At 66.7% G+C, this 17,156-nt stretch carries 11 protein-coding genes, 1 tRNA gene and 3 rRNA genes; 10 read left to right on the forward strand and 5 right to left on the reverse strand.

What is annotated here, in order from left to right; genetic code table 11:
- The first annotated feature begins 130 nt into the window (after nucleotides 1-130).
- Together D7D94_RS13655 and D7D94_RS13660 are read left to right on the forward strand one after the other, a co-directional pair.
- Complete coding sequence (locus tag D7D94_RS13655) at nucleotides 131-3,787, forward strand: AAA family ATPase (protein ID WP_156243467.1); 3,657 nt, start codon at nucleotides 131-133, stop codon at nucleotides 3,785-3,787.
- Nucleotides 3,787-3,990, forward strand: a complete 204-nt coding sequence (locus D7D94_RS13660; protein ID WP_156243138.1) for a hypothetical protein — start codon at nucleotides 3,787-3,789, stop codon at nucleotides 3,988-3,990. The genes D7D94_RS13655 and D7D94_RS13660 overlap by 1 nt, the downstream gene beginning before the upstream one ends.
- Before the next feature lie 18 nt (nucleotides 3,991-4,008).
- Here D7D94_RS13660 and mscL read toward each other — a convergent pair whose 3' ends face one another.
- The 3 genes from mscL to D7D94_RS13675 are packed head-to-tail and all read right to left on the reverse strand — an operon-like array spanning nucleotide 4,009 to nucleotide 5,360.
- A complete protein-coding gene (gene mscL / locus D7D94_RS13665; RefSeq protein ID WP_156243139.1) occupies nucleotides 4,009-4,422 on the reverse strand; it encodes a large conductance mechanosensitive channel protein MscL in 414 nt (137 codons plus the stop codon).
- A gap of 50 nt (nucleotides 4,423-4,472) precedes the next feature.
- Entirely contained in the window at nucleotides 4,473-4,733 is a 261-nt protein-coding gene (locus D7D94_RS13670) for an FmdB family zinc ribbon protein (RefSeq protein ID WP_156243140.1), read from the reverse strand.
- A gap of 39 nt (nucleotides 4,734-4,772) precedes the next feature.
- Nucleotides 4,773-5,360, reverse strand: a complete 588-nt coding sequence (locus tag D7D94_RS13675; RefSeq protein ID WP_156243141.1) for a 5-formyltetrahydrofolate cyclo-ligase — start codon at nucleotides 5,358-5,360, stop codon at nucleotides 4,773-4,775.
- 90 nt (nucleotides 5,361-5,450) lie between these two features.
- Between D7D94_RS13675 and galU the strand changes: the two genes are divergently transcribed.
- The 7 genes from galU to rrf all read left to right on the forward strand — a co-directional run bounded on the left by galU (nucleotide 5,451) and on the right by rrf (nucleotide 14,226).
- Nucleotides 5,451-6,338: a UTP--glucose-1-phosphate uridylyltransferase GalU gene (galU, locus tag D7D94_RS13680; RefSeq protein WP_156243142.1), complete on the forward strand. Its 888-nt coding sequence runs from the start codon at nucleotides 5,451-5,453 to the stop codon at nucleotides 6,336-6,338.
- 35 nt (nucleotides 6,339-6,373) lie between these two features.
- Nucleotides 6,374-7,000, forward strand: a complete 627-nt coding sequence (locus D7D94_RS13685; RefSeq protein ID WP_156243143.1) for a GNAT family N-acetyltransferase — start codon at nucleotides 6,374-6,376, stop codon at nucleotides 6,998-7,000.
- 72 nt (nucleotides 7,001-7,072) lie between these two features.
- Nucleotides 7,073-8,086 (forward strand): coiled-coil domain-containing protein, encoded by a 1,014-nt coding sequence (locus D7D94_RS13690; RefSeq protein WP_156243144.1) that lies wholly within the window; start codon nucleotides 7,073-7,075, stop codon nucleotides 8,084-8,086.
- A gap of 63 nt (nucleotides 8,087-8,149) precedes the next feature.
- A tRNA-Ala gene (locus tag D7D94_RS13695) sits at nucleotides 8,150-8,222 on the forward strand.
- 793 nt (nucleotides 8,223-9,015) lie between these two features.
- Nucleotides 9,016-10,539: ribosomal RNA gene (locus D7D94_RS13700) — 16S ribosomal RNA — on the forward strand.
- A 360-nt stretch (nucleotides 10,540-10,899) separates the two neighbouring features.
- Nucleotides 10,900-14,006, forward strand: a 23S ribosomal RNA gene (locus D7D94_RS13705).
- Nucleotides 14,007-14,109: 103 nt separating this feature from the next.
- Nucleotides 14,110-14,226, forward strand: a 5S ribosomal RNA gene (gene rrf / locus D7D94_RS13710).
- The 16S, 23S and 5S rRNA genes sit together here, the layout of an rRNA operon.
- Nucleotides 14,227-14,355: 129 nt before the next feature.
- On the opposite strand, the gene D7D94_RS13715 is transcribed toward rrf, so the two are convergent.
- Nucleotides 14,356-15,627 carry a DUF445 domain-containing protein gene (locus D7D94_RS13715; RefSeq protein WP_156243145.1) on the reverse strand — a complete coding sequence of 424 codons (1,272 nt, stop codon included), beginning with the start codon at nucleotides 15,625-15,627 and terminating at the stop codon, nucleotides 14,356-14,358.
- 76 nt (nucleotides 15,628-15,703) lie between these two features.
- On the opposite strand from D7D94_RS13715, the gene D7D94_RS13720 reads away from it, so the two are divergent.
- Complete coding sequence (locus D7D94_RS13720; RefSeq protein ID WP_156243146.1) at nucleotides 15,704-15,976, forward strand: metal-sensitive transcriptional regulator; 273 nt, start codon at nucleotides 15,704-15,706, stop codon at nucleotides 15,974-15,976.
- Between the two features lie 7 nt (nucleotides 15,977-15,983).
- On the opposite strand, the gene D7D94_RS13725 is transcribed toward D7D94_RS13720, so the two are convergent.
- Complete coding sequence (locus tag D7D94_RS13725; protein WP_156243147.1) at nucleotides 15,984-17,147, reverse strand: acyl-CoA dehydrogenase family protein; 1,164 nt, start codon at nucleotides 17,145-17,147, stop codon at nucleotides 15,984-15,986.
- Nucleotides 17,148-17,156 lie beyond the last annotated feature (9 nt).

The raw sequence follows: 17,156 nt of genomic DNA on the forward strand, positions 1-17,156 counted from the left end.
GAAACGCCGCCCGACGGGGCCTGTGCACGAGACGTGGGCGCGGGATTTCCGCGAAACTCCGGTGCGCGCGGGGGACTTTGAGCAAGGCCCGCCTACCCTGGCACGTGTGCTGCCCGCAGAAGACGACGCCATGGAGAACCTCCGGCTCGCGCCCGTGACGCCTGCGGATCTCCGTATCGCGGATCCCGACGTCTCGGTCGCGCATGTCGCCGAGACCGAACGCGAGCGCCTGCGCGCGCTCGCCGCCCAGCTGGGCGGACGTTCGCCCCTGCTGCGCTACCGACCCTCCTCCGAGTCCGGGATCGAGATCACCAAGGCGCATCCGGGGAGCCTGCCGCAGTTCATCACCGGCCGCTCGACGCTGCTGTCGAACCTCTTCCGCGACGAGGTCGCGCTGCGCACCGCGCGGCTGGCCGCCGAGCGCATCACGGCGAAGAACCTCGAGCTGCGCACGGTCCGCGGCATCGACGCCGTCCGCCTGGCCGTGGGGCTCGCCGGCTGGCGAGTGGGGGACGAGGAGTTCGTCGCCCCCGTCCTCCTGCGTCCCCTGGCCATCCGCCGGCACCACTCGGACTTCGAGCTGAAGCTGCACGGCCGGTTCCGTGTGAATCCCGAGCTCGTCCGCATCGCGCAGGACCACTTCGGGATCGAGCTGGACGGCGACGAGCTCGCCGAGCTCGCCTACGACGAGGGCGTGTTCAAACCGCAGCCCGTGCTCGACCGCCTGCGCGGGCTGGCCGCGCACGTCGATACGTTCAGCGTGAAGCCCCGCCTCATCGTGTCCACCTTCGCCGAGGTGGGCGAGGTGATGGTGCGCGACATGACGAAGCTCGGCCACCCGCTCCTGAACGCTCTCGGCGGGCACCCCGACGACCTGGCGCAGGTGACGGCCGAGCGGCCCGCTCCCGCGCTCGCGCATCCCGACGAGCGCGCCCCCGCGGCCGACACGATGCTGCTGGACGCCGACGCCGAGCAGGAGCGCGTGCTCGCGCGCATCACCGCCGGGCACTCGCTCACGGTGCACACGCTCCCCGGAACCGGCGGCACTCAGACCGTCATCAACGCCGTCGGCGCCCTGGTGCGCGACGGCAAGCGCGTGCTCGTCGTCAGCGCGCGGCGCTCCACGCTCGAGGGCATCCGACACCGGCTCGCCGGCATCGGCCTCGAAGGTCTCGCCGTGTCGCCCACCGACCTGCGCCGCGACCTCATCCGCGCCATCGGCCGGAACGAGAAGGCCACGCAGCCGAAGGTGTCGGACATCGACGACGCGCTCGTGCGGCTGCGCTCCGTGCTGCGCGACTACCGGCACGCGCTCACCCGCGTGCACCCCGGGCTCGGCGTCTCCGTGCTCGAGACCACGCGCACCCTCACGAAGCTCGCCGCCCTCCCGACGCCGCCGTCGACGAGCGCCCGTCTGGGCATCCGCGCGCTCGAGCAGCTCGCCGGCGACCGCTCGAAGGCGGCCTCGACGCTCGCGCTCGCCGCGCGCCTGGGCGAGTTCCGCGTCGGCCCCGACGACTCGCCCTGGTACGGCGTCTCATTCTCGTCGACCGACGACGCGCGCCGTGCGCATCGGATGGCCGGAAAGCTGCACCGGACCAGCGTGCCGGAGCTCCTCGAGCGCGGGTTCGAGCTCATCTCGCAGACGCGGATGCGCCCGTTCACCACCATCGACGAGCTCGGGGAGTACCTGCGTCTCCTGCACGGCATCCGGGACTCGCTCGACCGCTTCACGCCCGTGGCCTTCGAGCGTCCGCTGACCGACATGATCAAGGCCTTCGGCCCGCGACGCGAGTCCGGTCTCACCGGTGCGCAGCGTCGGCGCCTGCGCCGCCTGTCGAAGGAGTACCTGCGGCCGGGCGTGCACGTGAGCGACATGCACGAGGCGCTCACGCGCATTCAGCAGCAGCGCCAGCAGTGGCAGCAGCTCGTCGACGTCGGCACGATCCCCGAGCTGCCCCTCGGCCTGGCCGACGTGCAGGTCGAATGGCAGCGCGTGGAGGCCGAGCTCAGCGACCTCGACTCGGCGCTCGGACGCGGCACCCGGCTCGCCTCGATGCCGGTGGAGCGTCTCGTGCGCACGCTCGCGGGCCTGGCGGCGGACTCGGACGTGTTCGAGAACATCGTCGAGCGCGCGGAGCTGCGCGCCGAGCTCTCGCGCCTGGGTCTCGAGCCGCTGCTCACGGAGCTCTCGGTGCGCCACGTCGACGAGGAGCGGGTCGGCGAGGAGCTGGAGTTCGCCTGGTGGCAGTCGGTGCTCGAGCACCTCCTGCAGACCGACCGCGCACTGCTCGGCGCGAACACCTCGGTCGTCGACCGGCTCGAGCGCGACTTCCGACTCGTCGACGAGGCCCACGCCGCGGCGTCCGGGCCGCTGCTGGCCTGGCAGCTCGCGACGCAGTGGAAGATCGGGATCGTCGACGAGCCCGGCGAGGCCGACAGCCTGAAGCGCGCGCTGACGCGCGGCGACATCACGCCGCAGGTGCTCGGCCGGATCGCGCCGACCCTGTCGCGCGTGATCGCGCCGGTCTGGATCGCCTCGCCCTACGACGTGCCCCTCATCCCCGACACCCCGGACTTCGATGTCGTGCTGCTGGCCGACGCCGGAGCGATCGGCCTCGCGGAGGCGACCCCGGCCATCCGCCGCGCTCGTCAGGTCGTCGCCTTCGGCGACCCGGTCACGCAGCGCCCCGTGCCCTTCTCGGTCGCCGTGCTCGAGACGCCGCCCGCTCAGGCCGAGCCGATCAGCGCGTTCGAGCGTCTGGCGGAGGTGCTGCCGGTCGAGACGCTCACCCGCAGCTATCGCGCGGGCGGGGAGGACCTCGTCGATCTCGTCAACGACGCGTTCTACGGCGGCGAGATCGTGTCGCTGCCGTGGGCCGGGTCGTATCTCGGCCGCGGCAGCCTCTCGGTCGACTACGTCGAGGGCGGCTTCGGGGCCCCCGACCCGGAGAGCGGCGCCGTGGAGAGCCCCGACGCGGAGGTGCAGCGCGTGGTGACGCTCGTCGTCGAGCACGCGGTGAACCGTCCGAACGAGTCGCTCATGGTCGTCACGGCGAGTCGCCGGCACGCCGAGCGGGTGCGGTCGGCCGTCACGACCGCGTTCGCCGGCCGCTCCGACGTCGCCGACTTCGTCTCCCGCGAGACCACCGAGCCGCTGACGGTGCTCACGCTCGAGGAGTCGGTCGCCGAGAGCCGCGACCGCGTCATCTTCTCCCTGGGCTTCGGCGTCACCAAGCACGGCCGCGTGCTGAGCGACTTCGGCGACCTGTCGACCGCGGATGGCGAGCGGCTGCTCACCGTGGGGATGACCCGCGCGCGCCGGTCGATGATCATCGTGTCGTCCATCCGCCCCGAGGCCGACGACGGGCGTCTCGAGCACGGCGCGGCCATCCTCATGAGCGTCCTCGCCCGTGCGAACGAGCGCGGGCGCCAGGCGCGACGCGAGGACGACGCCGATCCGCTCACCCGCGTGCTCGCGCGCGAGCTGCGGAAGCTCGGCGTCGCGGTCGACGTGGATTACCACGGGATGCTCCCGCTCGTCGCGCAGCGCAGCGGCAAGGCCGTCGTGGTGGAGAGCGATCCGGAGTCGCGGGACGCCTCGCTGCGCGAGTCGCTGCGGCTGCGCCCGCACGCGCTGCGCCGGCTGGGATGGCACTACGTGCGCGTGCATGCGTTCGACCTGTACAGCGACCCCGCCGCCGTCGCGCAGCGGATCGCCGCCGTCCTCGGGGTGTCCGCCGACACGCCGCGCGTCGACTCCGACACCGAGCCGCTCGCGTTCTGATGGCCGAGGAGCCGCGTCAGCGGGTCGTGCGCGTGGCGGGGGCGCGTCGCGCGCGCCTGACGCGGGTGGAGGGAACGCTCGCCGATGCGGACGCCGAGGCCACGCTGCGCGCGGACGAGGATGCGCGTGCCGCCCGTGGGTCGACCGGCGAGCGGGGACCGAACGACGAGCGGCTGCGACGGGACGTGCCGCCGCACTGGTGAGGGCTGCGCTTCGGCGGACTACCGGTCGGAGCGCTGCGCGAGCAGGTCGCGGATCTCCGTGAGGAGCTGCTCCTGGGTCGGAGCGGGGACGGCCTCCTCCGCGATACCGGCGCGGGCCTTCCGCATGTCGTTGACCTTGTTCATCGGCAGCACGATGACGAAGTAGACCGCTGCGGCGACCACGACGAAGTTGATCACCGCGGCGATGACCGCGCCGAACGCGAACGTCGAGGTGCCGTCGAACAGCGTCGGCACGGTGACCTTCAGCGCGTCCTGAAGGCGCGACGCGTCGAAGAAGAGCGCGATCAGCGGGTTGATGAGCGCCTCGACGAGCACGGTGACGATCGCGTTGAACGCCGTGCCGATGACGACGGCGACGGCGAGCTCGACGACGTTCCCGCGCAGGATGAAGTCCCGGAAGCCCTGAAGCATGTTCTCTCCCTACTGCCGGCGCCGCCGGCGGATGCTGAAAACGCCCGGCGTCAGGAGCCGGAGGCGGCGGGAGCTGCTGCGGCCCCCGATGACGCTGCGGCCGCGGTGGAGGCGCCCGTGGATCCGCTCGACGACGAGCGCGAGTCGGTGCGGTAGAAGCCGGAGCCGTTGAACGTCACGCCGATCGAGCCGTACTGCTTGCGGAGGGCCCCCGAGCACTCCGGGCACTCGGTGAGCGACGGGTCGCTGAAGGCCTGGACGGCGTCGAAGCGGTGGCCGCAGGCGGTGCAGGCGTAGGCGTACGTGGGCATGTGTCCTCGTTCGGGTCTCGAAGCGGATGGCCGGGGTCGTCAGCGCGCGAAGTCGACGATCCTCGTGGGGGTCACCACGCCGTCGACGGGCTGATCGTGCAGCTCGCGGGGAACGCGGTCGACCAACTCCGAATCATAGATCACCGCATACACCGGCGGCCTGTGCGCCATGGAGCCGAGCGTCTTGTCGTAGAAGCCGCGACCCCACCCCATCCGCAGACCCTCGCCATCCACCGCCGATGCGGGGACGATCAGCAGGTCGACGTCGTTGACCGCGATCGGGCCGAGCACCTCGCCGACCGCCTCGGGAACGCCGTACGCGCTCTCGATCTCCCGGCCATCCGCCTGAGCGACCGTCCAATCGAGGAGACCGTCGGCGCGGGTCACGGGAAGCAGGACGCGGACCCCGCGGGCGAGCGCGGCGTCGATGAAGGCGCGGGTGTCGGGCTCGGAGGGGCTGGACAGATAGCAGGACACGGAGCGGGCGCCGACGCGCTGCACGAGGTCGTCGAGCTGCCGGCGGACACCGTCGCTCGCGGCCTGCCGCTGCGCGTCCGTGACGTTCTGCCTGCGCTCGCGGATCTCCGCGCGCAGTGCGCGCTTGGCCTGCTCGACGTCATCCCGCATGCCCCGATCCTAGGAGCGGTGAGACGGCATCGCACACGATGACGGGTGTCGGCGGGCCGAGAATATCGGTCGATCACCTAGGCTAGGCCCATGGATTCACCGAAGATCAAGGCGGTCATCCCCGCCGCCGGGCTCGGCACGCGGTTCCTGCCTGCCACCAAGGCCACACCCAAGGAGATGCTGCCGGTCGTCGACAAGCCGGCCATCCAGTACGTCGTGGAGGAGGCGGTCGCCGCCGGCATCCGCGACGTGCTCATGATCATCGGGCGCAACAAGAACGCGCTGGCGAACCACTTCGACTCCGTGCCCGAGCTCGAGAGCAACCTCGAGCGCAAGGGCGACCAGGGTCGTCTCGAGCGCGTGAAGGCGTCGAGCGACCTCGCCGACATCCACTTCGTGCGACAGGGTGACCCCAAGGGCCTCGGCCACGCCGTGCTGCGCGCGAAGGCGCACGTGGGCGACGTGCCGTTCGCGGTGCTGCTGGGCGATGACCTCATCGACGAGCGCGACGAGCTCCTCTCGAAGATGATCGACGAGCAGAGCAAGCGCGGTGCGCAGATCGTCGCCCTCATGGAGGTCGACCCCGAGCACATCCACATGTACGGCTGCGCCGACGTCGAGGCGACCGACACCGACGGCGTCGTCCGCGTGAAGGGCCTCGTCGAGAAGCCCGCCAAGGAGGACGCTCCCTCGAACCTCGCCATCATCGGCCGCTACGTGCTGACGCCGGCGATCTTCGACGTGCTCGAGCACACCGAGCCGGGCAAGGGCGGCGAGATCCAGCTGACCGACGCGCTGCAGGAGGTGGCCGCCGATGAGGACGGCCCCGGCGTGTACGGCGTGGTCTTCCGCGGCCGCCGCTACGACACCGGCGACCGGCTCGACTACATCAAGGCCATCGTGCAGCTCGCCGCCGACCGCCCCGACCTCGGCCCGGACCTGCGTCCGTGGTTCAAGGAGTTCGCGACTACGCTCTGAGCAGGTTGCTCGACACGTCGGCCGAGGAGAGTCGGATGGATAGCCAGCTCTTGCGCGAGCACGGTCCGGTGTCCATCCGACTCGTCCGCCCGCGGGACGCGCGCGTGCTGCAGCAGGAGCTGCTGTCGAACCGCACGTGGCTGCGTCCCTGGGAGGCGACGAGTCCGGAGGGCGCGGTCTCCTTCGACATGCGCGCGGGTGTCCGACGACTCCTGCAGCAGTACCGCGACGGCGCCGGCGTGCCCATGGTCATGGAGTACGGCGGCGACGTCTGCGGACAGCTGAACATCTGGGGGATCGCCCGCGGTTCGCTGTCCTCCGCCACCATCGGCTACTGGGTGAGCGAGCGCTACGCGGGGCGCGGCATCACCCCCACCGCCGTCGCGCTGGCGACCGACCTGGCGTTCACCGAGCTCGGACTCCACCGGATGGAGATCTGCATCCGACCGGAGAACGTCCCGAGCCTGCGCATCGTGCAGAAGCTCGGCTTCCGGTACGAGGGCCTGCGCCGCCGCTACATCCACATCGACGGCGACTGGCGCGACCACTACGCCTTCGCGCTCGTTCGCGAGGACGTGCACCACGGCGTGCTCGCACGATGGCTGCGCGGCGATGTCCCCGCCGACGCCGCTGACATCCCGCCGCAGGATCTCGCCGGCTGAGCGCCGGACGCGCGGTGCGACACGCGCGGCGCGTGGTCGATGCCCGCGGCCTGATTCCCCTACCTTTAGAGCATGGGTGGGCAGATGCTGGGTGGGGGCGTGATCATCGCCGTCGCGGTGCTGCTGTGGATCGTGTACCTGCTTCCCACGTGGTACAGCCGGATGCGCTACAACGCGTCGGAGCGCAACGCCGTGCGTCTCAGCCAAGCGCTGCGCGTGCTCGCCGAGACGAGTGAGACGCCGGCGGAGATCCACGTCGAGCTCTCCGCGCGCGAGGCGCGCGCCCAAGAGCGTCTCGTGCAGCGCATGCGCGCGGAGGAGGAGCGGCTGCGCGCGGAGCAGGACCGCATCGCACTCGAGCGCAAGCGCCTCGAGGTGCAGGCCGACGTGGACCGCTCGCGCGAGGAGGCCGCCCTCGAACTCGAGCGGCGCCGTGCCGAGCTCGCCGCCGAAGCCGACCGCCGGCGCCGGGCGCTCGACGCCGCTCGCCGCGACCCCGCCGTCCGCCGCGCCCGTCAGGCGCGCGCGCGGCGCGCACTGCGTCTCGCCGCCACCGGGACGCTGCTTGCGAGCCTCGCCGCCATCGCATACGGCGCCACCGCACTCGCGCAGGGCGGGGCCGGATGGTGGCTGGCCGGGGGAGCGGTGACGGCACTGGTCGCACTCCAGGCACTGGCGCGGATGGCCGCGGTCGCGCGGCGCACGCGTCGACCGGCCGCGCAGGCGGTCACCCGTGTGCCGGAGGCAGCGCCGGCACCGGCCTCCGTTCCCGCCCACCGGACCGCTCCGGTGCTGCTCGACGCGCAGGACCGCGGGTGGACGCCTCGGTCGCTGCCCGCCCCGCTCGTCTCGGTGTCGGGATCTCGCGCCGCGGTCGTGCTCGCGGAGGCACGTGCGCAGGAGGCACTGCGGGCCGCCGCGCGCGAAGAGGGTCTGCGTGCACAGGCGGCGGCGTCGGCTCCCGTGTCGATCGCGACCGCTCGCCCCGCCGCCGAGCGTTCGCGGTACGCGGGCATGGGCGTCGTGGACGACGCCGAGATCGAAGCGCACGTGCGGCAGCTGCTCGCCCGCCGCGCGGCGAGCTGACGCGCGCGGCTGCCCTCGATTCGGCAACCGGCTCCCGCTCTGGTAACGTATTGCGGGTTGCAAGGGCCCATGGCGCAGTTGGTAGCGCGTCTCGTTCGCAATGAGAAGGTCGGGGGTTCGAATCCCCCTGGGTCCACACTGAGTTGAGACAGTCGGTCAGGCCCCGTCCATCGGACGGGGCCTTTCTCGTACCCCGGGCCGGCGACCGGCCTGGGTGCACACCGGCTGTCCGCTCCCGGACGGCGCGCCTGCTCGCCGACCGTGCTGACGCTCCCAGCCGTCGTCATCCCCAGCGCTATAGGCGCGCTCGCTCCGAGACCGCAGGCACCGCGCGCACTCTCGGAGCGGGACCGCAGGACGCGAGCGAAGGCGCTGTGCGACGAGAGTGTTCACGGCCGCCGAGGGTGCGGATGGCGGCGGCGAGGGTTCGACGCGTCGAGATGCCTCGTGGGCGACACGCCCGACGGATGGTCCGGTTTGCGGGGGTGGGGGGATGAACGTAATGTTGTCTCTTGTCGCCGCCAAGCAGCGAGGTTGAGCCGGAAGGTTCCCCGCCCCAGGTCAGCGACAACATCTCCTCGAAGTCCACGCATCATGTGCGGCGGGTTCGAGTTGGTGCGTGGTCGTCCCTCGGGTGGCTGCAACCGGCACGGCGTGTCGGGTTTGCATCCGGTTCGGGCTTCGGCTACGGTAGAGAAGTTGCCCCGGAGGGCCACGGCGGGAGTCGTGGGGCTGGGTGCGTCTGATCCTTGAGAACTCAACAGCGTGCACTTGTCAAATGCCAAATTATCCTCGGCCTGGTCTTTGTGACTGGGTTTGAGAATTCCTTTGGATCAAAACAATGGTTGTCAGTTATGACATCCGTATTTGGTCATGATTGAACTCGCTGTTCGTTTCACCGTTTTCCCGGTGGCGGTCAGCTTCTGTTTTTTACGGAGAGTTTGATCCTGGCTCAGGATGAACGCTGGCGGCGTGCTTAACACATGCAAGTCGAACGATGAAGCCCAGCTTGCTGGGTGGATTAGTGGCGAACGGGTGAGTAACACGTGAGCAACCTGCCCCTGACTCTGGGATAACAGCCGGAAACGGTTGCTAATACCGGATATGCATCATGGCCGCATGGTCTGTGATGGGAAAGATTTTTCGGTTGGGGATGGGCTCGCGGCCTATCAGCTTGTTGGTGAGGTAGTGGCTCACCAAGGCGTCGACGGGTAGCCGGCCTGAGAGGGTGACCGGCCACACTGGGACTGAGACACGGCCCAGACTCCTACGGGAGGCAGCAGTGGGGAATATTGCACAATGGGCGGAAGCCTGATGCAGCAACGCCGCGTGAGGGACGACGGCCTTCGGGTTGTAAACCTCTTTTAGCAGGGAAGAAGCGAGAGTGACGGTACCTGCAGAAAAAGCGCCGGCTAACTACGTGCCAGCAGCCGCGGTAATACGTAGGGCGCAAGCGTTATCCGGAATTATTGGGCGTAAAGAGCTCGTAGGCGGTTTGTCGCGTCTGCTGTGAAAACCCGAGGCTCAACCTCGGGCCTGCAGTGGGTACGGGCAGACTAGAGTGCGGTAGGGGAGATTGGAATTCCTGGTGTAGCGGTGGAATGCGCAGATATCAGGAGGAACACCGATGGCGAAGGCAGATCTCTGGGCCGTTACTGACGCTGAGGAGCGAAAGGGTGGGGAGCAAACAGGCTTAGATACCCTGGTAGTCCACCCCGTAAACGTTGGGAACTAGTTGTGGGGGCCTTTCCACGGTCTCCGTGACGCAGCTAACGCATTAAGTTCCCCGCCTGGGGAGTACGGCCGCAAGGCTAAAACTCAAAGGAATTGACGGGGACCCGCACAAGCGGCGGAGCATGCGGATTAATTCGATGCAACGCGAAGAACCTTACCAAGGCTTGACATACACCGGAAACGGCCAGAGATGGTCGCCCCTTTATGGTCGGTGTACAGGTGGTGCATGGTTGTCGTCAGCTCGTGTCGTGAGATGTTGGGTTAAGTCCCGCAACGAGCGCAACCCTCGTTCTATGTTGCCAGCACGTTATGGTGGGAACTCATGGGATACTGCCGGGGTCAACTCGGAGGAAGGTGGGGATGACGTCAAATCATCATGCCCCTTATGTCTTGGGCTTCACGCATGCTACAATGGCCGGTACAAAGGGCTGCAATACCGTGAGGTGGAGCGAATCCCAAAAAGCCGGTCCCAGTTCGGATTGAGGTCTGCAACTCGACCTCATGAAGTCGGAGTCGCTAGTAATCGCAGATCAGCAACGCTGCGGTGAATACGTTCCCGGGTCTTGTACACACCGCCCGTCAAGTCATGAAAGTCGGTAACACCTGAAGCCGGTGGCCTAACCCCTTGTGGGAGGGAGCTGTCGAAGGTGGGATCGGTAATTAGGACTAAGTCGTAACAAGGTAGCCGTACCGGAAGGTGCGGCTGGATCACCTCCTTTCTAAGGAGCATCTCGAACCTTTTAGGTTCTAGAGGCCAGTTCATCACCGAATGTGTGGTGCTGGTAGCTCATGGGTGGAACATTTGACAAGGCGCCTCAGTCGCGCTGGTGCTCTTAGTACGTCTCGTCTTCGGACGGGGTGGGAACGGGGTGCTGGCTGCGGGTGGGGCGCGTGCACGTTGTTGGGTCCTGAGGGCTCAGGCACCTGTTGGTGGCTGGATCCTTGTGGGCCATCCTGAAGCCGGGTTTTCCGGTGGGTGGGGTGGTGCCGCCCGTACTTTGAGAACTACACAGTGGACGCGAGCATCTTAAAGAAATTCGCATACTCCGGTTTCGGCTGGGGTGTGTGTACTCATGTGATTTCAAGTCTTTAAGAGCAAACGGTGGATGCCTTGGCATCTGGAGCCGAAGAAGGACGTAGCAATCTGCGATAAGCCTTGGGGAGCCGATAAGCGGGCTGTGATCCGAGGGTCTCCGAATGGGGAAACCCCGCCAGGCGGCGTGCTGACCTGGTGACTCCCGCCTGAATATATAGGGCGGGTAGAGGGAACGTGGGGAAGTGAAACATCTCAGTACCCACAGGAAGAGAAAACAATAGTGATTCCGTGAGTAGTGGCGAGCGAAAGCGGAAGAGGCTAAACCGAGTCGTGTGTGATAGCCGGCAGGCGTTGCACGTTCGGGGTTGTGGGACCACTAGGGGACGCTGCCGTGTTCCGCGTGGTACAGGTGCGTATAGACGAACGGTTTTGAATGGCCGGCCAGAGCGGGTGGTAGCCCCGTAGTCGACATGCGTGTTCCTGCCGCGAGTGGTATCCCGAGTAGCACGGGGCCCGTGAAATCCCGTGTGAATCTGCCAGGACCACCTGGTAAGCCTAAATACTCCCAGATGACCGATAGCGGACAAGTACCGTGAGGGAAAGGTGAAAAGTACCCCGGGAGGGGAGTGAAATAGTACCTGAAACCGTTTGCTTACAAACCGTCGGAGCCTCCTTGTTGGGGTGACGGCGTGCCTTTTGAAGAATGAGCCTGCGAGTTAGCGATACGTGGCGAGGTTAACCCGTGTGGGGTAGCCGTAGCGAAAGCGAGTCTGAATAGGGCGACCTTCAGTCGCGTGTCCTAGACCCGAAGCGAAGTGATCTATCCATGGCCAGGCTGAAGCGACGGTAAGACGTCGTGGAGGGCCGAACCCACTTAGGTTGAAAACTGAGGGGATGAGCTGTGGATAGGGGTGAAAGGCCAATCAAACTTCGTGATAGCTGGTTCTCTCCGAAATGCATTTAGGTGCAGCGTTGCGTGTTTCTTGCCGGAGGTAGAGCTACTGGATGGCCGATGGGCCCTACAAGGTTACTGACGTCAGCCAAACTCCGAATGCCGGTAAGTGAGAGCGCAGCAGTGAGACGGTGGGGGATAAGCTTCATCGTCGAGAGGGAAACAACCCAGACCACCATCTAAGGTCCCTAAGCGCGTGCTAAGTGGGAAAGGATGTGGAGTTGCTTAGACAACCAGGAGGTTGGCTTAGAAGCAGCCACCCTTGAAAGAGTGCGTAATAGCTCACTGGTCAAGTGATTCCGCGCCGACAATGTAACGGGGCTCAAGCACGCCACCGAAGCTGTGGCATTGACATTAATGGTAGGCCTTCGTGGTCCAGCCGTGTTGATGGGTAGGAGAGCGTCGTGTGCGGGGTGAAGCGGCGGAGTGATCCAGCCGTGGACGGCACACGAGTGAGAATGCAGGCATGAGTAGCGAAAGACGTGTGAGAAACACGTCCTCCGGAAGACCAAGGGTTCCAGGGTCAAGCTAATCTTCCCTGGGTAAGTCGGGACCTAAGGCGAGGCCGACAGGCGTAGTCGATGGACAACGGGTTGATATTCCCGTACCGGCGAAGAACCGCCCCAATCAATCCAGTGGTGCTAAACGCCCAAAGCCGGACATCGTCACCTTCGGGTGGCACCGTCCGGGGGAGCGCGTGACCCCATGCTGGTGCGGTTAGCGTATTAACAGGTGTGACGCAGGAAGGTAGCCCAAGCCAGGCGATGGTTGTCCTGGTCCAAGCATGTAGGCCGAGTCATAGGCAAATCCGTGACTCATTAAGGCTGAGATGTGATGGGGATGAAAAGTGGGTGATCCTATGCTGCCAAGAAAAGCATCGACGCGAGGTTCTAGCCGCCCGTACCCCAAACCGACTCAGGTGGTCAGGTAGAGAATACCAAGGAGATCGAGATAATCGTGGTTAAGGAACTCGGCAAAATGCCCCCGTAACTTCGGGAGAAGGGGGGCCATCCACTTATACGGACTTGCTCCGGAAAGGGTGTGGTGGCCGCAGAGACCAGTGGGTAGCGACTGTTTACTAAAAACACAGGTCCGTGCGAAGTCGCAAGACGATGTATACGGACTGACGCCTGCCCGGTGCTGGAAGGTTAAGAGGACCGGTTAGCCGCAAGGCGAAGCTGAGAATTTAAGCCCCAGTAAACGGCGGTGGTAACTATAACCATCCTAAGGTAGCGAAATTCCTTGTCGGGTAAGTTCCGACCTGCACGAATGGCGTAACGACTTCCCAACTGTCTCAACCACGAACTCGGCGAAATTGCATTACGAGTAAAGATGCTCGTTACGCGCAGCAGGACGGAAAGACCCCGTGACCTTTACTACAGCTTGGTATTGGTGTTCGGTGTGGCTTGTGTAGGATAGGTGGGAGACGTTGAAGCGGTGACGCCAGTTACCGTGGAGTCGTTGTTGAAATACCACTCTGGTCACTCTGGATATCTAACTTCGAACCGTGATCCGGTTCAGGGACAGTGCCTGGTGGGTAGTTTAACTGGGGCGGTTGCCTCCTAAAGAGTAACGGAGGCGCCCAAAGGTTCCCTCAACCTGGTTGGCAATCAGGTGGCGAGTGTAAGTGCACAAGGGAGCTTGACTGTGAGACTGACAGGTCGAGCAGGGACGAAAGTCGGGACTAGTGATCCGGCAGTGGCTTGTGGAAGCGCTGTCGCTCAACGGATAAAAGGTACCTCGGGGATAACAGGCTGATCTTGCCCAAGAGTCCATATCGACGGCATGGTTTGGCACCTCGATGTCGGCTCGTCGCATCCTGGGGCTGGAGTAGGTCCCAAGGGTTGGGCTGTTCGCCCATTAAAGCGGTACGCGAGCTGGGTTTAGAACGTCGTGAGACAGTTCGGTCCCTATCCGCTGCGCGCGTAGGAAGTTTGAGAGGATCTGACCCTAGTACGAGAGGACCGGGTTGGACGAACCTCTGGTGTGCCAGTTGTCCTGCCAAGGGCACCGCTGGTTGGCTACGTTCGGGATGGATAACCGCTGAAAGCATCTAAGCGGGAAGCCGGCCTCAAGATGAGACTTCCATACCCTTCGGGGTGAGAGGCTCCCAGCAGACTACTGGGTTGATAGGCCAGACGTGGAAGCCCAGCAATGGGTGCAGCTGACTGGTACTAATAAGCCGATGACTTGATAACACACTCCTTCTGCGAGTGCTCGCGTCCACTTTGTGGTTCCCGATGTACGGGCACCAAACAGTTTCATAGAGAAGCTAGATGTCAGAAACACATCACCAAGTGTTTCGGCGGTCATAGCGAGAGGGAAACGCCCGGTCACATTCCGAACCCGGAAGCTAAGCCTCTCAGCGCCGATGGTACTGCAAGGGGGACCTTGTGGGAGAGTAGGACACCGCCGGACTTCACGTAACCGAAAGGCCACCCGACGACGGGTGGCCTTTCGTGCATTCCAGGCCCATTCCCCGCCCACCGCGTTCCGGCTCGGTCGCTGCGCTCCCTCACACAACGACCGGGACGAGAGAGCCGAGCCTCAGCCGAACACGGCGTGCGCGACCGCGAAGATCACGAGCCCCGCCAGCGCACCGACGACGGTGCCGTTGAGACGGATGTACTGCAGGTCGCGGCCGACGAGCAGCTCGATCTTCTCGGTGGTCTCCTCGGCGTCCCACTTCTCGACCGTGTCCGTGATGATCGACGCGATGTCGTGTCGGTAGCGCTCGACGAGGAAGCCGGCCGCGTCCATGACCCAGCCGTCCACGCGCTGCCGCAGGGGAGCATCCGACTGCAGCCGCTCACCGGTCTCCATGAGGGCCTCGCGGATGCGTGTTCGCAGCGCGCTGCTCTCGTCACCGAGCGAGGCGATGAGACCGTTCTTCGCGGTGTCCCAGGCGCTGGCCGCGAGCTCGCGGACGCGCGGACTGTCGAAGAGCGCGGTCTTCGCGGCCTCGAGCTTCGCACGGGTGTCTTCGTCGTGCTGCAGATTGTCGGCGAGACGAGCCAGGTACCGGTCGATCGCGGCGCGGGCCGGATGGCGGTGGTCGGCGCGAACAGCATCGACGAACGAGACGGCCTCGTTGTAGAGCGCGCCGTCGATCACCCGGTGCGCGACCGACGGCAGCCACGACGGGAGCCGGCGCGAGACCAGGCCGGCGAACGCGTCGCTGTTCTCACGCAGCCAGCCCGCGACGCTGTCCGCGGCGAGGTCGACCGCCGCGCGGTGCGCTCCGCTCGCCACGACGCGGCGGAGGGAGGCGCCGGCCGGAGTGCCCCATTCCGGCTCGATGAGGTGCTCACGGGCGAGGGAGGCGACGAGCTCCTGGACGTCGTCGTCGCTCAGCGCCCGCAGGACGCCCTGAGCCATCGCCGCACCCTCCGACGCGCCGCGCTCGGCGTGCTCCGGCTGCGCGAGCCATGTGCCCGCCCGCTCGGCCATGCGCGCGCTGCCGAGCTTCTCGCGCACCACCGGCGACGACAGGAAGTTCGTCTCGACGAACTCCCCGAGCGTGCGGCCGATCTCGTCCTTCCGCGACGGGATGATCGCGGTGTGCGGGATGGGCAGGCCGAGCGGATGCCGGAAGAGCGCGGTGACCGCGAACCAGTCCGCCAGCGCCCCGACCATCCCGCCCTCCGCAGCCGCTCGCAGGTAGGCCATCGCGGGCACCGCGTCTTCGAAGGCGAAGCCGGCGACGAACAGCGCGGCCATGAGGATGAGCGCCCCGAGTGCGACAGCTTTCATTCGGCGGAGCGATGCGCGGCGCGCCTGGTCGGCGATGGTCAGCAGCTCGGTCGGTGTGCGCGGCATGGCCCGATCCTCGCACGATGCCTTCGTGCGGCGGCAGGCGGTGCCGCTTCGCGCGCGAGGGATGTACGCTTGCGCGGTGATCGACGACATCCACAAGCGCGCCCTGCACCGCACCCGCATCCTCGAGGGACAGCTGCGCGGACTCGGCCGGATGATCGAGGACGAGGAGTACTGCATGGACATCATCACGCAGTCACGCGCCATCCAGCGCTCGCTCGAGTCGCTGAACCGGCTGATCCTCGAGAACCACCTGCGCACCCACGTGACCGACATGTTCGAGAGCGGCGGCGACGAGCGAGAGAAGGCGGTCGGCGAGCTGCTGCGCGCCTTCGACTTCGACGGGAAGTGACGCCGGCTCACGCCTCCATCGGGCCGAGCCAGGCGCTCGCGACGGTGCTGTGGGCCGACTCCGGGTCCGATGGGTGGAACGCGCCGGCGAGCACGTCGCGATAGAGACGCGACAGCTCGCTGCGTGAGAAGTAGGACGACCCGCCTCCGACGAGCATGGCCTCGTCGACGATCGTGCGCGCGGTCGTCGTCGCGCGGTGCTTGAGACCCGAGAGCAGCGAGAACCAGCGCGCGCCGTGGTCGACCCGGCCATCGACATCCGATGCGATCGCGGTCAGCTGCGGCGGAAGGGCGTCGTAGGCGAGAGCCATCTCCGCCACGCGCCAGCGGATGTCCGGATCCTGACTGTAGGGGAGGCCCGTCCGCTTCGAGCGTCGACGGTGAGCGCTCTCGATCGCGAGCTCGAGCGCGCGCCGGGCGATGCCCGTGTAGACGGAGGCGAGCAGCACCTCGAACACGGCGAAGATCGCGAAGGCGAGGGGATCGGCGCTCGGCCCGGCCGGCATCGTGCGCACCACGCGCTCGGCCGGTGCCACGACGCCGTGGAGCTCCGTCGTGCGGCTCTGCGTCCCTCGCATGCCCAGGGTGTCCCAGTCGTCGCGTGTGACGACCCGCTCGTCGCGGTCGACGAAGGCGAAGACGAGCTTCGGGCCATCCGGCGAGGTCGTGTCGAGCCCGTGCAGCCCGAGCCAGGTCCAGACCGGGGCGAGCGACGTGAAGATCTTCGTGCCGGTGAACGCGTATGACCCATCCGGCCCGGGGGCCGCCGCGGTGTCGCTGCCGAAGAGCACGAGGTCGTTGCCCGCCTCGCTGATGCCGAAGGCGAAGACCGCGCCGTCGGCGGCCTGCTCTTCCACGAATGCGAGGTCGTCGATGCCGCGATCGCGGAGGACCTTCGCCACGCCCGTCCAGACCAGGTGCATGTTGACGGCGAGTGCGGTGGCAGGGGCGGCGTGCGCCAGACGCTGCTGCAGCTCCGACGCCTGCGCCAGCGACAGCCCGGCGCCGCCGCGCTCGACGCTCACCAGGATGCGGAGGTAGCCGGCCTCACGCAGCTCGTCGAGGTCGGCCTGCGGGAAGACGTTCTCTGCGTCGACCGCAGCTGCTCGCGAGCGGATCCGCGCGAGCAGCTCGTCGGACAGGTGATCGGCAGGGTCGAAGCGAGCGCTCATGGCGCCAGC

The organism is Microbacterium oryzae, assembly GCF_009735645.1.
GTDB classification, from domain to species: Bacteria; Actinomycetota; Actinomycetes; order Actinomycetales; family Microbacteriaceae; genus Microbacterium; species Microbacterium oryzae.